This is a genomic window from Pseudomonas sp. NBRC 111127, assembly GCF_001320345.1.
Classification (GTDB): domain Bacteria; phylum Pseudomonadota; class Gammaproteobacteria; order Pseudomonadales; family Pseudomonadaceae; genus Aquipseudomonas; species Aquipseudomonas juntendi.
In genome coordinates this window covers 13,872-29,498 of sequence record NZ_BCBD01000061.1, presented here as the reverse complement: position 1 = coordinate 29,498, position 15,627 = coordinate 13,872, and the positions used below count along the sequence as shown (strand labels likewise).

The following is a 15,627-nucleotide window of genomic DNA, read 5'->3' as shown; positions in this document are numbered from 1 at the left end:
CGACACAAGGCCGCTCCTAACAAGGCGCGCGCCGGGCTTGTATGGCGGCATTAAGCCTTGCTGGTGACCACCATCTTGCGCGCATGCGCCAGGGATTCCTTGGTCAGGTCGATGCCGCCCAGCATGCGCGCGACTTCTTCCACGCGCTCGCGCTTGCCCAGGCTGGCCACGGCGGTGTGGGTGGTGTCGCTGTTGCGTACCTTGTGCACGAACAGGTGGTGGTGCCCCTGTGCTGCCACCTGTGGCAGGTGGGTCACGGTCAGCACCTGGCCGCGCTCACCTAGCCGGCGCAGCAGCTGGCCGACGATTTCTGCGGTGGGCCCGCCGATGCCCACATCCACTTCGTCGAATACCAGCGTGGGAATGCGCGAGGTCTGTGCCGTGATCACCTGGATCGCCAGGCTGATACGCGACAGTTCGCCACCTGACGCAACCTTGGCCAGGCCCTTGAGGGGTTGCCCCGGGTTGGCGCTGACCAGCAGCTCGATCTGCTCCAGGCCATGCGGCGAGAGTTCCGTACCCTCGTGCGGGGTCAGCTCGATACGGAAGCGCCCGCCAGGCATGCCCAGCCGCTGGATTTCCTGTTCCACCGCCACCGCCAACTGCTGGGCGGCCTGCCGGCGCAGGGCGCTGAGTTCGCTGGCCCGCTCTTTATAGTGCTGGGCATACGCAGCCAGCTCTTCGCCCAGCTGTTCAATCGATTCATCGCTGGCGTTCAGGCCTTCCAGCTCTTCCATCAGTTGCTGCTGCAGGTGGGGCAGCTCGGTCGGGTGCACACGGTGTTTGCGCGCCAGGGTATAGATGGTGTCGAGGCGCTCCTCCAGTGCCTGCAGGCGCATCGGGTCGGCATCGAAGTTGTCCAGGAAGCGGTTGAGCTCACCCACCGCTTCTTCAACCTGGATCTGCGCGCTGGCGATCAGGTTGGCCGCCTCGGTCAGCGCCTTGGGCGACTGGGTGGCGGCGCCCAGGCGGTTGAGGCTGGCGGTGAGGGCGCTGAGCACATTGCCCGAATCGCTTTCGCTGCACTGGTCGATGACCTGGCGGCAGATACCGAACAGGGCTTCGGCGCTGGTCAGGTTCTTGTGTTCCTGCTCCAGCTGTTCCAGCTCGTGCTCGCCGAGGGCAAGGTTGTCCAGCTCTTCCAGCTGGTAGCTGAGCAGTTGATGGCGGGCGCGCTGCTCGTCACCGGAGTTGGACAGGCGCTCCAGTTCCTGGCGGGTTTGCTGCCAGCGTTTGGCGGCCAGTTGCACCTGGCGGGCCAGGTCGACAGCACCGGCGTACTCGTCTAGCAGGCGGCGGTGGGTGTCGGTTTTCAGCAGCGACTGGTGCTCATGCTGGCTGTGGATGTCGATCAGCAGTTCGCCCAGGGCCTTGAGGTCGCCGAGCGGGCACGGGGTGCCGTTGATGTAGCCCCGGCTGCGCCCTTCGGCGGTGATGACGCGGCGCAAAATGCACAGGCCGTCGCTGTCCATGTCGCGCTCGGCCAGCCAGGTGTGCGCTTCGGGGATGTCCACCAGGTCGAAGGTGGCCAGGATATCGGCCTTGTCGGTGCCAGGGCGTACCACACCGCTGTCGGCCCGGTCGCCCAGGGCCAGGCCGAGGGCGTCGAGCATGATCGATTTGCCAGCGCCGGTCTCGCCCGTGATGACGGACATGCCGCGGGCGATTTCGAGGTCGAGGTGTTCGACGATGGCGTAGTTGTGAATGGACAGGTGCACCAGCATGGGGGCGGCTCCCGAAAAGTCAGGTCTGGTTATTTATACAGTACTTTTTTCAGGCCTGCCAATGCCTCTTGGCGGATTCTGTTTGTGCCTGGAAAGCCACTTGCCCCTTGAAGCTGGTTTTTCCGGCCCCATATAGCCGACAACCAAGGCGAGCCTGGCTCGCAGTCCACAAAATTGCGCAGGAGAGACCCCATGGCTGACGAACAGCTGAACGAAAAAGACCTTAATGTTGAAGAAACCGGTGCCCAAGCCACTGCGGATGCCCGTGTTCTGGAACTCGAGGAACAGCTGGCCGCCGCCAAGGACCAATCGCTGCGCGCCGTGGCCGACTTGCAGAACGTGCGCCGCCGCGCCGAGCAGGATGTCGAGAAAGCCCACAAGTTCGCCCTGGAGAAGTTCTCCAGCGACCTGCTGCCGGTGATCGACAGCCTGGAGCTGGCCCTGGCCCACTCCAGCGCCGAGGATGAAAACGTCAAGCAGATCCGCGAAGGCGTGGAGCTGACCCTGAAAATGTTCCAGGACACCCTCAAGCGCTACAACCTCGAAGCGGTCGACCCGCATGGCCAGCCGTTCAACCCTGAGCACCACCAGGCCATGGCCATGCAGGAAAGCGCTGACGTAGAGCCTAACAGCGTGTTGAACGTGTTCCAGAAGGGTTACCTGCTCAACGGCCGCCTGCTGCGCCCCGCCATGGTGGTGGTCAGCAAGGCGCCGAGCGCGGCGCAACCCTCGATCAATGAAAAGGCTTGAAATCCGTCGGGGCATCCCCATCTAGGTGTCAAGCCTTCAAGTATTACCGCAGTTGGCCAAATTAGTCGCTGCTACCAAATTCAAGTTTCGGGAGAGTTAACATGGGCAAGATCATCGGTATCGACCTGGGGACCACCAACTCGTGCGTCTCTATTCTGGAAAACGGTAACGTCAAAGTCATCGAAAACGCCGAGGGTGCGCGTACTACCCCTTCGATCGTGGCCTACGCCAACGATGGCGAAATCCTGGTTGGCCAGTCGGCCAAGCGCCAGGCCGTCACCAACCCGCACAACACCCTGTTCGCCGTGAAGCGCCTGATCGGCCGCCGCTTCGAAGAAGACGTCGTGCAGAAAGACATCAAGCTGGTGCCCTACAAAATCGTCAAGGCCAACAATGGCGACGCTTGGGTACAAGCGGGCGGCAAAGACATGGCACCGCCGCAAATCAGCGCTGAAGTGCTGAAGAAAATGAAGAAAACCGCCGAAGACTACCTCGGCGAGGCCGTGACCGAAGCGGTAATCACCGTGCCGGCCTACTTCAACGACAGCCAGCGCCAGGCTACCAAAGACGCCGGCCGCATCGCGGGCCTGGACGTAAAACGTATCATCAACGAGCCGACTGCCGCTGCACTGGCCTACGGCATGGACAAGGCCAAGGGCGACCACACCGTCATCGTCTATGACCTGGGTGGTGGTACCTTCGACGTGTCGGTCATTGAAATTGCCGAAGTCGACGGCGAGCACCAGTTCGAAGTACTGGCTACCAACGGCGACACCTTCCTGGGTGGCGAAGACTTCGACATGCGCCTGATCGACTACCTCGTCGACGAGTTCAAGAAAGAGTCGGGCATGGACCTGAAGAACGATCCACTGGCCCTGCAGCGTCTGAAAGAAGCTGCTGAAAAAGCCAAGATCGAGCTGTCGTCCGCTCAGTCGACCGACGTCAACCTGCCGTACATCACTGCAGATGCCACCGGTCCGAAGCACCTGAACGTGAAAATCTCCCGCGCCAAGCTGGAGTCGCTGGTCGAAGACCTGGTTACCCGTACCATCGAGCCATGCCGCGTAGCGCTGAAAGACGCCGGCATCGACGCCAGCAAGATCGACGACGTGATCCTGGTCGGTGGCCAGACCCGTATGCCGCTGGTGCAGAAGGCCGTTGCTGACTTCTTCGGTAAAGAAGCCCGCAAGGACGTCAACCCGGACGAAGCCGTGGCCATGGGTGCTGCCATTCAGGGCGCGGTACTGGCAGGTGACGTGAAAGACGTGCTGCTGCTGGACGTCAGCCCGCTGACCCTGGGTATCGAAACCATGGGCGGCGTGATGACTTCGCTGATCGAGAAGAACACCACCATCCCGACCAAGAAGTCGCAGGTGTTCTCGACTGCCGACGACAACCAGGGCGCTGTGACCATTCACGTGCTGCAGGGTGAGCGTAAGCAGGCTGCGCAGAACAAGTCGCTGGGCAAGTTCGACCTGGCCGACATTCCGCCAGCGCCACGCGGTGTGCCGCAAATCGAAGTGACCTTCGACATCGACGCCAACGGCATCCTGCACGTCAGCGCCAAAGACAAGGCCACCGGCAAGTCGCAGTCGATCGTGATCAAGGCCAACTCCGGCCTGTCGGACGAAGAAATCGAGCGCATGGTGCGTGACGCCGAGGCCAATGCCGAGGAAGACCGCAAGTTCGAAGAGCTGGCTGCTGCCCGTAACCAGGGTGATGCGCTGGTTCACTCGACCCGCAAGATGGTCGCTGACGCCGGTGACAAGGTCACCGCTGAAGAGAAAACCGCCATCGAGGCTGCCGTGGTTGCCCTGGAAGCCGCTGTCAAAGGCGACGACAAGGCCGCTATCGACGCCAAGGTCGAAGAGCTGTCCAAGGTCTCTGCCCCGGTTGCCCAGAAGATGTACGCCGAGCAGTCGGCCGAACAGCCTCAGGGTGGCGCGCAGCAGGCCGAGCCGGAAGCCAAGCACGATGACGTGGTTGACGCCGAGTTCGAAGAAGTCAAAGGCGACGACAAGAAGTAATCGTTGCATGTTGTCGGCCAGTTCACCGTGGTTTGTCGGTGAACTGGTAGGATGTCGCCGCGCGGGGGCTTGCTCCCGCGTTGGCGTATCTGGAATTCGAGAATTTTTACAGCATCTGTCAGCGGCCCCGGTGGGCGAGCGCAGGTGCTGATGGCGTGGCGCAGATGCCACACGCCCAACAAGGTGCAAATGACCTATGTCCAAGCGTGATTATTATGAGGTTCTGGGTGTCGAGCGCGGCGCCACCGAGGCAGACCTCAAAAAGGCTTATCGCCGTCTGGCGATGAAATACCACCCGGACCGCAACCCGGGCGATAAAGAGTCCGAAGACAAGTTCAAAGAGGCCAACGAGGCCTACGAAGTGCTGTCTGATGCCAGCAAGCGCGCGGCGTTCGACCAGTATGGCCATGCCGGTGTCGACCCGAGCATGGGTGGCGGTGGCCCTGGTTTCGGTGGCGCCAACTTCTCCGACATCTTCGGCGATGTGTTCAGCGACTTCTTCGGCGGTGGCCGCGGTGGCGGACGCGGTGGCGCCCAGCGTGGCAGCGACCTGCGTTACACCCTGGAACTGAACCTGGAAGAAGCGGTGCGCGGCACTACGGTCAGCATCCGTGTGCCGACCCTGGTCAACTGCCAGCCGTGCGATGGCTCCGGCGCCAAGAAGGGCTCCACCCCGTCGACCTGCCCTACCTGTGGTGGCATCGGCCAGGTCCGCATGCAGCAGGGCTTCTTCTCGGTGCAGCAAACCTGCCCGCGTTGCCATGGCCAGGGCAAGATCATCACCGACCCTTGCACCTCGTGCCACGGCGAAGGCCGCGTCGAGGAATACAAGACCCTGTCGGTCAAGGTGCCGGCCGGTGTCGATACCGGTGACCGCATCCGCCTGTCGGGTGAAGGCGAGGCCGGCACCCATGGTGGCCCGACCGGCGACCTGTATGTGGTGATCAGTGTGCGTGAGCACGAGATCTTCCAGCGTGACGGCAAGCACCTGTACTGCGAAGTACCGATCAGCTACACCGATGCTGCCCTGGGCGGCGAGCTGGAAGTGCCGACCCTCGATGGCCGCGTGAAGCTGCGTATTCCGGAAGGCACCCAGACCGGCAAGCAGTTCCGCTTGCGCGGCAAGGGTGTGGCGCCGGTGCGCGGTGGTGGTGCCGGTGACCTGCTGTGCCGTGTGGCGGTGGAAACCCCGGTCAACCTCAGCCGCCGCCAGCGCGAACTGCTCGAAGAGCTGCGTGATTCGCTGGAAGGCGACAGCTCGCACTCGCCCAAGGCCAGTGGCTGGTTCGATGGCGTGAAGCGCTTCTTCGGCGATCTCTGACAAGGAAAAGGCTATGCGACGTATTGCAGTGATGGGCGCGGCAGGGCGTATGGGCAAGACCCTCATCGAGGCCGTGCAGCAGCAACCCGGCGCCGGGCTGACGGCGGCGGTCGACCGCCCCGACAGCTCGCTGGTCGGCGCCGATGCCGGTGAACTGGCGGCCCTGGGGCGCATTGGTGTGCTGCTGTCCGACGACCTGGCCAAGGTGGTGGACGAGTTCGACGTGCTGATCGATTTCACCCACCCGTCGGTCACCCTGAAGAACCTGGCGTTCTGCCGCAAGCACGGCAAGGCCATGGTCATCGGTACCACCGGTTTCACCGTCGAAGAAAAGCAGTTGCTGGCCGAGGCGGGCAAGGACATTCCAATCGTGTTCGCTGCCAACTTCAGCGTTGGCGTCAACCTGAGCCTGAAGTTGCTCGACATGGCGGCGCGCGTGCTGGGCGATGATGTGGATATCGAAATCATCGAGGCGCACCACCGCCACAAGGTAGATGCCCCTTCGGGTACGGCGTTGCGCATGGGTGAGGTGGTTGCCAGCGCGCTGGGTCGCGACCTGCAGGAAGTGGCCGTGTATGGCCGTGAAGGGCAGACCGGCGCGCGCGACCGCAAGACGATCGGCTTTGCCACCGTACGTGCCGGCGACGTGGTCGGTGATCACACCGTGCTGTTCGCTGCAGAAGGCGAGCGCCTGGAGATCACCCACAAGGCCTCCAGCCGCATGACCTTCGCCAAGGGCGCCGTGCGTGCAGCGCTGTGGCTCGACGGGCGTGAGCCTGGCCTGTACGACATGCAGGATGTGCTTGATCTGCGTTAAGCAGTGAGGGCTGTGTTGGGTTATTCGCGGGCTTGCCCGCTCCTACAGGTTTTGTGCAAGGCCCAAGCCCTGTGGGAGCGCGCAAGCCCGCGAAGAAGCCAACACAATAGTCAGCCTGTCGCATCGATGTGTTTTAGAGGCACATATGCGGTAGACCGAAAACGCACTTTTCTGTAAGCTACAGCTTTAGTGTGTCCACTAAAAGCGCGCAGCGAATTGAATTCAGCACATGAAAGCGGGGTGACGTGTCCATACGTCACTCCGCTTTTTTGCAACCTGCGATCGCCCTTTCATGCTTGATTTACGGGAGGTCTTCTTGACAAAGCCAGCCATACTCGCCCTTGCCGACGGCAGTATTTTTCGCGGTGAAGCCATTGGTGCCGACGGTCAGACCGTTGGTGAGGTGGTATTCAACACCGCTATGACCGGCTACCAGGAAATCCTTACAGACCCTTCCTACGCGCAGCAAATCGTCACCCTGACCTACCCGCACATCGGCAACACCGGTACCACCCCGGAAGACGCCGAGTCCAACCGCGTGTGGTCCGCCGGCCTGGTCATCCGTGACCTGCCGCTGCTGGCCAGCAACTGGCGCAACACCCAGTCGCTGCCGGAGTACCTCAAGGCCAACAATGTGGTTGCCATCGCCGGCATCGACACCCGTCGCCTCACCCGCATCCTGCGTGAGAAGGGCGCCCAGAACGGCTGCATCCTGGCGGGTGACAACATCAGCGAAGAGGCGGCCATCGCCGCTGCCCGCGGTTTCCCGGGCCTCAAGGGCATGGACCTGGCCAAGGTGGTTTCCACCAAGGAACGCTACGAGTGGCGCTCCAGCGTGTGGGAGCTGAAAACCGACAGCCACCCGACCATCGACGCGGCCGACCTGCCCTACCACGTGGTGGCCTTCGACTACGGCGTCAAGCTGAACATCCTGCGCATGCTGGTTGCCCGTGGCTGCCGCGTGACCGTGGTGCCGGCCCAGACCCCGGCCAGCGAAGTGCTGGCGCTCAACCCGGACGGCGTGTTCCTGTCCAACGGCCCTGGCGACCCCGAGCCGTGCGACTACGCCATCCAGGCCATCAAGGAAATCCTCGAAACCGAGATTCCGGTATTCGGCATCTGCCTGGGCCACCAGTTGCTGGCGCTGGCCTCCGGTGCCAAGACCGTGAAAATGGGCCATGGCCACCACGGTGCCAACCACCCGGTGCAAGACCTGGACACCGGCGTGGTCATGATCACCAGCCAGAACCACGGCTTTGCCGTTGACGAAGCCACCCTGCCGGGCAATGTCCGCGCCATCCACAAGTCGCTGTTCGACGGCACCCTGCAGGGTATCGAGCGTACCGACAAGAGCGCGTTCAGCTTCCAGGGCCACCCTGAAGCGAGCCCAGGCCCGACCGACGTCGCGCCACTGTTCGATCGTTTCACCGATGCCATGGCCAAGCGCCGCTGAGCATCCTGCTTCAAGGCCCCGGGCCGGCACACGCCGCGCCCGGCAGCGCCTGACCCAGATTGTTCAAAGCGGCTTGCCGACTGACCCCGGATTTGAGTGACCACCATGCCAAAACGTACAGACATCAAAAGCATCCTGATTCTCGGCGCTGGCCCGATCGTGATCGGCCAGGCCTGTGAATTCGACTACTCCGGCGCCCAGGCTTGCAAAGCCCTGCGCGAGGAAGGTTTCCGCGTCATCCTGGTGAACTCCAACCCAGCCACCATCATGACCGACCCGGCCATGGCCGACGCCACCTACATCGAGCCGATCAAGTGGCAGTCGGTGGCCAAGATCATCGAGAAAGAGCGCCCAGACGCCGTGCTGCCGACCATGGGTGGCCAGACTGCACTGAACTGCGCCCTGGACCTGGAGCGCCACGGCGTTCTGGAAAAGTTCGGCGTAGAGATGATCGGTGCCAACGCCGACACCATCGACAAGGCCGAAGACCGCTCGCGCTTCGACAAGGCCATGAAGGACATCGGCCTGGAGTGCCCGCGTTCGGGTATCGCCCACAGCATGGAAGAGGCCAATGCGGTGCTGGAGAAGCTGGGCTTCCCTTGCATCATCCGCCCGTCGTTCACCATGGGCGGCACTGGCGGCGGTATTGCCTACAACCGTGAAGAATTCGAAGAAATCTGCACCCGTGGCCTGGACCTGTCGCCAACCAAGGAACTGCTGATCGACGAATCGCTGATCGGTTGGAAAGAGTATGAGATGGAAGTGGTCCGCGACAAAAAGGACAACTGCATCATCGTCTGCTCGATCGAGAACTTCGACCCGATGGGCGTGCACACCGGTGACTCGATCACGGTTGCCCCGGCGCAGACCCTGACCGACAAGGAATACCAGATCATGCGCAACGCCTCGCTGGCGGTGCTGCGTGAAATTGGTGTGGAAACCGGCGGTTCCAACGTGCAGTTCGGTATCTGCCCGAACACCGGCCGCATGGTCGTGATCGAGATGAACCCGCGCGTTTCGCGTTCCTCGGCATTGGCCTCCAAGGCTACCGGCTTCCCGATCGCCAAGATCGCCGCCAAGCTGGCCATCGGCTACACCCTCGACGAGCTGCAGAACGACATCACCGGCGGCCGTACCCCGGCCTCCTTCGAGCCGTCGATCGACTACGTGGTCACCAAGCTGCCGCGCTTCGCCTTCGAGAAATTCCCCAAGGCCGACGCCCGGCTGACCACCCAGATGAAGTCCGTGGGTGAAGTCATGGCCATCGGCCGTACCTTCCAGGAGTCCCTGCAGAAAGCCCTGCGTGGCCTGGAAGTCGGCGCTTGCGGCCTCGACCCGAAAGTCGACCTGGCCAGCCCGGAAGCTGCCAGCATCCTCAAGCGCGAGCTGACCGTGCCGGGTGCCGAGCGTATCTGGTATGTCGCCGACGCCATGCGTTCGGGCATGACCTGCGAAGAAATCTTCAATCTGACCGGCATCGACATGTGGTTCCTGGTGCAGATGGAAGACCTGATCAAAGAAGAAGAGAAGGTCAAGACCCTGGCCCTGTCGGCCATCGACAAGGACTACATGCTGCGCCTCAAGCGCAAGGGCTTCTCTGACCAGCGCCTGGCCAAGCTGTTGGGTATTACCGACAAGAACCTGCGCCGCCACCGCCACAAGCTCGAAGTGTTCCCGGTGTACAAGCGCGTCGACACCTGCGCCGCCGAGTTCGCCACCGACACCGCCTACCTGTACTCCACCTACGAGGAAGAGTGCGAGGCCAACCCGTCGACCCGTGACAAGATCATGATCCTGGGCGGTGGCCCGAACCGTATCGGCCAAGGTATCGAGTTCGACTACTGCTGCGTACACGCGGCCCTGGCGCTGCGTGACGACGGTTACGAGACCATCATGGTCAACTGCAACCCGGAAACCGTTTCCACCGACTACGACACCTCCGACCGCCTGTACTTCGAGCCACTGACCCTGGAAGACGTGCTGGAAGTGTGCCGCGTCGAGAAGCCCAAAGGCGTGATCGTGCACTACGGCGGCCAGACCCCGCTGAAACTGGCGCGCGCCCTGGAAGAGGCCGGTGTGCCGATCATCGGTACCAGCCCGGACGCCATCGACCGCGCCGAAGACCGCGAGCGCTTCCAGCAGATGGTCCAGCGCCTGAACCTGCTGCAGCCGCCAAACGCGACCGTGCGCAGCGAAGAAGAGGCCATTCGTGCCGCCGGCAGCATCGGCTACCCGCTGGTCGTGCGCCCATCCTATGTACTGGGTGGCCGTGCGATGGAGATCGTCTACGAACTGGACGAGCTCAAGCGCTACCTGCGTGAGGCTGTTCAGGTTTCCAACGACAGCCCGGTACTGCTCGACCACTTCCTCAACTGCGCCATCGAAATGGACGTGGATGCGGTGTGCGACGGTACCGACGTGGTCATCGGCGCGATCATGCAGCACATCGAACAGGCCGGCGTTCACTCCGGTGACTCGGCATGCTCGCTGCCACCTTACTCGCTGAGCAAGGGCGTGCAGGACGAAGTGCGCGAACAGGTCAAGAAAATGGCCCTGGAGCTGGGCGTGGTCGGCCTGATGAACGTGCAGCTGGCCCTGCAGGGCGACAAGATCTACGTGATCGAAGTCAACCCGCGTGCATCGCGTACCGTGCCGTTCGTGTCCAAGTGCATCGGCACTTCCCTGGCCATGATCGCGGCCCGCGTCATGGCTGGCAAAACCCTGAAAGAGCTGGGCTTTACCCAGGAAATCATCCCGAACTTCTACAGCGTCAAGGAAGCCGTCTTCCCGTTCGCCAAGTTCCCAGGGGTTGACCCGATCCTCGGCCCTGAGATGAAATCGACCGGTGAGGTCATGGGTGTTGGTGACAGCTTCGGTGAAGCCTTCGCCAAGGCCCAGATGGGTGCCAGCGAAGTGCTGCCTACTGGCGGCACCGCGTTCATCAGCGTGCGTGACGACGACAAGCCACAAGTGGCTGGCGTTGCCCGTGACCTGATCGCCCTGGGCTTCGAAGTGGTTGCTACTGCCGGCACCGCCAAGGTTATCGAGGCGGCTGGCCTGAAAGTGCGCCGCGTGAACAAGGTGACCGAAGGCCGCCCGCACGTGGTCGACATGATCAAGAACGACGAAGTGTCGCTGATCATCAACACCACCGAAGGCCGCCAGTCGATCGCCGACTCCTACTCGATTCGTCGCAATGCGCTGCAGCACAAGATTTACTGCACCACTACCATTGCGGCTGGTGAAGCCATCTGCGAGGCGTTGAAATTCGGTCCCGAGAAGACTGTTCGTCGCCTGCAGGATCTGCATGCAGGACTCAAAGCATGAGCATTACCAAATACCCGATGACCGTCCAGGGCGCTCGCGCCCTGGAAGAGGAGCTGACCTTCCTGAGCAAGACCGAGCGCCCGCGCCTGAGCCAAGCCATTGGTGAAGCGCGTGAGCTGGGCGACCTCAAGGAAAACGCCGAATACCATGCCGCGCGTGAAGAGCAGGGCATGGTCGAGGCGCGTATCCGCGATATCGAAGGCCGCCTGCAGAACTCGGTGGTAATCGACGTCACCACCATCGCCCACACCGGCAAGGTGATTTTCGGCACCACCGTGGTGCTGGCCAACACCGAAACCGATGAAGAAGTGACCTATCAGATCGTTGGCGAAGATGAAGCCGATGTGAAGAAAGGCAAGCTGTCGAACAGCGCCCCGATTGCCCGTGCCATCATTGGCAAGGAAGAAGGGGATACCGTTGTCGTCAAGACGCCTAACGGTACGGTCGAGTACGAGATTGTCGAAGTCAAACACATCTGACCGGCGCCTGCGGGCGCCATCCCTCGAGGGGATCCTCTGGCAACTGGCCCAGGTGTTCTGGGTCGGTGGCCTGTGGGTGTTCCATGTGGGGCTGGTGCCTGCGCTCAAGGTCAGTGGCCTGGCGCCGCTGCTGGTGCAGGACATCGCCGGGCAGATCGACCGCTGGTTGATCGGCGTGGCGTTGCTTGGCTTGTTGGCCCAGCTGGCTGTGCTGGCAAGGGTGGAAGGCCTGGCGGCCTGGTGGCGGCAGTTTCGCGGCCAGATGCTGTTGCTCGGCTTCGGTGCGTGTGTGGGGTACTACACCCTGCGTTACGGCATTTCCGTTGGCGAGCGCTGGCAGATGTTCTGCTTCCTGGTGCTGGGCTTCTCCGGCATCGTGCTGGTGGCCCAGCCGGTGCCGGTCAAAGTCCGGCGCTAGCCCAGACTGCCGCAGTCCTTTGTAGGAGCGGCCTTGTGTCGCGATGGGCTGCGAAGCAGCCCCCAGATATCAGCTTAACCACAGATATTGCAGGGGGCCGCTTCGCAGCCCATCGCGACACAAGGCCGCTCCTACAGAGGAGTCGCGCTATCCTTTCCGTTACTTGTAACGGTGAATGTTGGACAGCTGCTTGTTCGGTTGTGGGTTCTTGCGGTAGATCAGGGCTTTCTTGCCGATGGTCTGCACCAGTTCGGCGCGGCCGGCCTTGCACAGCTCGGCGATGGTCTCGGCGCGTTCTTCGCGGTCTTCCGAGCGAATCTCGACCTTGATCAGTTCATGATCGACCAGTGCGCGTTCCAGCTCGGCGACCACGCCTTCATTCAAACCATTGCCAGCAACGATCAGGACCGGCTTCAGGTCATGACCAATGGACTTGTATTGCTTCTTCTGCTCGTTATTGAGCGGCATAATCTGACCCTTTCCGTCTGATTCTGTAAAATTGACCGGCATTTTACCCGAGGGCCACCGGCTCCGCCCAGTCAATCACGACGCATATCATCGAGGTGCCCCGTGGTACAACGTTCCAAAAGCAGCGCAAACTGGCTGCGAGAGCATTTCAACGATCCTTTTGTGAAACAGGCACAGAAGGACGGCTACCGCTCGCGTGCGAGCTACAAACTGCTGGAGATCCAGGAGAAGGACCGCCTGATCCGCCCCGGCATGAGCGTAATCGACCTGGGTGCGGCCCCGGGCGGGTGGTCGCAGGTGACCAGTCGTCTGATTGGCGGCCAGGGCCGGCTGATCGCTTCGGATATCCTGGAAATGGACTCGATCCCAGACGTTACCTTCATCCAGGGCGATTTCACCGAAGACGCCGTGCTCCAGCAAATCCTCGACGCGGTCGGTGATTCGCACGTGGACCTTGTGATTTCCGACATGGCCCCCAATATGAGTGGTACGCCCGAAGTGGACATGCCACGTGCCATGTTCCTCTGCGAGCTGGCCCTGGACCTGGCAACCCGCGTGCTCAAGCCCGGCGGGGATTTCCTGATCAAGATTTTCCAGGGCGAAGGCTTCGACATGTACCTGAAGGACGTGCGCACCAAGTTCGACAAGGTGCAGATGCGCAAGCCTTCTTCATCGCGGGACCGCTCGCGTGAACAGTACCTGTTGGGCAAAGGTTTCAAAGGCGCTTGAAAGGCGTGAAGCGCGGCGGCCGATAGTTATTTCCAATCGGCCGCGGCGTCAGGATCGTCCGAACTTCGTGTAGTCTAGCTTTCACAAAGGGTTACAGACGGTGCCTGCGGCTGCGTAGGTAATGTAGTAAGTTAGGGCGATGAATATCATGCGAGGCACGGCTGCGTCGTGCGCCGGCCTCAGAGGGTAGCGAATTGAACGACATGGCAAAGAATCTGATCCTGTGGTTGATCATCGCAGCTGTCCTGGTGACAGTGATGAACAACTTCTCCAGCCCTAACGAGCCGCAGACCCTCAACTACTCCGACTTCATCCAGCAGGTCAAGGATGGCAAGGTCGAACGTGTGACCGTCGACGGCTACATCATTACCGGCAAGCGCTCCGATGGCGACAGCTTCAAGACCGTGCGCCCAGCCATCACCGATAACGGCCTGATCGGCGACCTCGTCGACAACCACGTAGTGGTCGAAGGCAAGCAGCCTGAGCAGCAGAGCATCTGGACGCAGCTGTTGGTAGCAAGCTTCCCGATCCTGGTGATCATCGCCGTGTTCATGTTCTTCATGCGCCAGATGCAGGGCGGTGCCGGCGGTAAAGGCGGGCCCATGAGCTTTGGCAAGAGCAAGGCGCGCCTGCTGTCCGAAGACCAGGTCAAGACGACCCTGGCCGACGTCGCCGGTTGCGACGAGGCCAAGGAAGAAGTTGGCGAGCTGGTCGAGTTCTTGCGTGACCCGGGCAAGTTCCAGCGCCTGGGCGGCCGTATTCCGCGTGGCGTGCTGATGGTAGGCCCACCCGGTACCGGTAAAACCCTGCTGGCCAAGGCCATTGCCGGTGAGGCAAAAGTCCCGTTCTTCACCATCTCCGGTTCGGACTTCGTTGAAATGTTCGTCGGTGTCGGTGCCAGCCGTGTGCGCGACATGTTCGAACAGGCCAAGAAGCATGCACCGTGCATCATCTTCATCGACGAGATCGACGCCGTGGGTCGCCACCGTGGTGCCGGCATGGGCGGTGGTCACGACGAGCGTGAGCAAACCCTGAACCAGCTGCTGGTGGAAATGGACGGCTTCGAGATGAACGATGGCATCATCGTCATCGCCGCCACCAACCGTCCGGACGTACTCGACCCGGCGCTGCTGCGCCCCGGCCGTTTCGACCGCCAGGTGGTGGTCGGCCTGCCGGACATCCGCGGCCGCGAGCAGATCCTGAAGGTGCACATGCGCAAGGTGCCGGTCAGCGAGAACGTCAACCCGGCCGTTATCGCGCGGGGTACGCCGGGCTTCTCCGGTGCCGACCTTGCCAACCTGGTCAACGAAGCTTCCCTGTTTGCCGCCCGCTCCAACAAGCGCCTGGTGGAGATGAAGGAGTTCGAGCTGGCCAAGGACAAGATCATGATGGGCGCCGAGCGCAAGACCATGGTCATGTCCGAGAAAGAAAAACGTAACACTGCCTACCACGAGGCGGGCCACGCCATCGTCGGCCGCCTGGTGCCTGAGCACGACCCGGTCTACAAGGTTTCGATCATCCCGCGTGGTCGGGCCCTGGGTGTGACCATGTTCCTGCCGGAAGAGGACCGTTACAGCCTGTCCAAGCGTGCCTTGATCAGCCAGATCTGCTCGCTGTACGGCGGCCGTATTGCCGAAGAAATGACCCTGGGCTTCGACGGGGTCACCACCGGCGCTTCCAACGACATCATGCGTGCCAGCCAGATCGCACGAAACATGGTGACCAAGTGGGGCCTGTCCGAAAAACTCGGTCCGTTGATGTATGCCGAAGAAGACGGCGAGGTGTTCCTGGGCCGCAGCGCTGCCAGCCAGCACGCCAGCGTTTCCGGCGAAACCGCCAAGCTGATCGACTCCGAGGTGCGCAGCATCATCGACCAGTGCTACGCCACGGCCAAGCAGTTGCTGGTCGAAAACCGCGACAAGCTCGAAGCAATGACCGAAGCGCTGATGAAGTATGAGACCATTGATGCCGATCAGATCGACGACATCATGGCTGGGCGTACGCCGCGCGAGCCGCGTGACTGGGACGATGATACGGATTCGGGCACGCCTGCTGCCCAGAACGATCGTCCGGAATCGCCGATTGGCGGCCCGGCAGCTCAACACTAAGGGCAT

12 protein-coding genes are annotated in these 15,627 nt (G+C 61.9%); 10 read left to right on the top strand and 2 right to left on the bottom strand.

Annotation, left to right across the window (positions count from 1 at the left end; all coding sequences use genetic code 11):
• Positions 1–50 precede the first annotated feature (50 nt).
• Positions 51–1,724, bottom strand: a complete 1,674-nt coding sequence (gene recN / locus APH30_RS13415; protein WP_054912826.1) for a DNA repair protein RecN — start codon at positions 1,722–1,724, stop codon at positions 51–53.
• 192 nt (positions 1,725–1,916) lie between these two features.
• Between recN and grpE the strand changes: the two genes are divergently transcribed.
• The 8 genes from grpE to APH30_RS13375 all read left to right on the top strand — a co-directional run bounded on the left by grpE (position 1,917) and on the right by APH30_RS13375 (position 12,316).
• Positions 1,917–2,474, top strand: a complete 558-nt coding sequence (gene grpE / locus APH30_RS13410) for a nucleotide exchange factor GrpE (RefSeq protein WP_009685333.1) — start codon at positions 1,917–1,919, stop codon at positions 2,472–2,474.
• Positions 2,475–2,575: 101 nt separating this feature from the next.
• Positions 2,576–4,501 (top strand): molecular chaperone DnaK, encoded by a 1,926-nt coding sequence (gene dnaK / locus APH30_RS13405; protein WP_054912825.1) that lies wholly within the window; start codon positions 2,576–2,578, stop codon positions 4,499–4,501.
• A gap of 196 nt (positions 4,502–4,697) precedes the next feature.
• Positions 4,698–5,822: a molecular chaperone DnaJ gene (dnaJ, locus tag APH30_RS13400; RefSeq protein ID WP_009685335.1), complete on the top strand. Its 1,125-nt coding sequence runs from the start codon at positions 4,698–4,700 to the stop codon at positions 5,820–5,822.
• A 13-nt stretch (positions 5,823–5,835) separates the two neighbouring features.
• Complete coding sequence (gene dapB, locus APH30_RS13395) at positions 5,836–6,639, top strand: 4-hydroxy-tetrahydrodipicolinate reductase (protein ID WP_054912824.1); 804 nt, start codon at positions 5,836–5,838, stop codon at positions 6,637–6,639.
• 316 nt (positions 6,640–6,955) lie between these two features.
• Complete coding sequence (gene carA / locus APH30_RS13390) at positions 6,956–8,092, top strand: glutamine-hydrolyzing carbamoyl-phosphate synthase small subunit (protein ID WP_003249935.1); 1,137 nt, start codon at positions 6,956–6,958, stop codon at positions 8,090–8,092.
• 105 nt (positions 8,093–8,197) lie between these two features.
• Positions 8,198–11,419: a carbamoyl-phosphate synthase large subunit gene (carB, locus tag APH30_RS13385; RefSeq protein ID WP_029885745.1), complete on the top strand. Its 3,222-nt coding sequence runs from the start codon at positions 8,198–8,200 to the stop codon at positions 11,417–11,419.
• On the top strand, positions 11,416–11,898 hold the full coding sequence (greA, locus tag APH30_RS13380) for a transcription elongation factor GreA (protein WP_029885744.1): 483 nt from the start codon (positions 11,416–11,418) through the stop codon (positions 11,896–11,898). Before carB ends, greA begins: the two co-directional genes overlap by 4 nt.
• Entirely contained in the window at positions 11,876–12,316 is a 441-nt protein-coding gene (locus APH30_RS13375) for an MFS transporter (protein WP_082416167.1), read from the top strand. Before greA ends, APH30_RS13375 begins: the two co-directional genes overlap by 23 nt.
• A 159-nt stretch (positions 12,317–12,475) precedes the next feature.
• Here APH30_RS13375 and yhbY read toward each other — a convergent pair whose 3' ends face one another.
• On the bottom strand, positions 12,476–12,784 hold the full coding sequence (gene yhbY / locus APH30_RS13370) for a ribosome assembly RNA-binding protein YhbY (RefSeq protein WP_009685341.1): 309 nt from the start codon (positions 12,782–12,784) through the stop codon (positions 12,476–12,478).
• A gap of 102 nt (positions 12,785–12,886) precedes the next feature.
• On the opposite strand from yhbY, the gene rlmE reads away from it, so the two are divergent.
• Both rlmE and ftsH read left to right on the top strand, forming a co-directional pair.
• Positions 12,887–13,513, top strand: a complete 627-nt coding sequence (gene rlmE, locus APH30_RS13365) for a 23S rRNA (uridine(2552)-2'-O)-methyltransferase RlmE (RefSeq protein ID WP_009685342.1) — start codon at positions 12,887–12,889, stop codon at positions 13,511–13,513.
• Positions 13,514–13,716: 203 nt separating this feature from the next.
• Positions 13,717–15,621 carry an ATP-dependent zinc metalloprotease FtsH gene (ftsH, locus tag APH30_RS13360; protein ID WP_009685343.1) on the top strand — a complete coding sequence of 635 codons (1,905 nt, stop codon included), beginning with the start codon at positions 13,717–13,719 and terminating at the stop codon, positions 15,619–15,621.
• Positions 15,622–15,627: the final 6 nt, after the last annotated feature.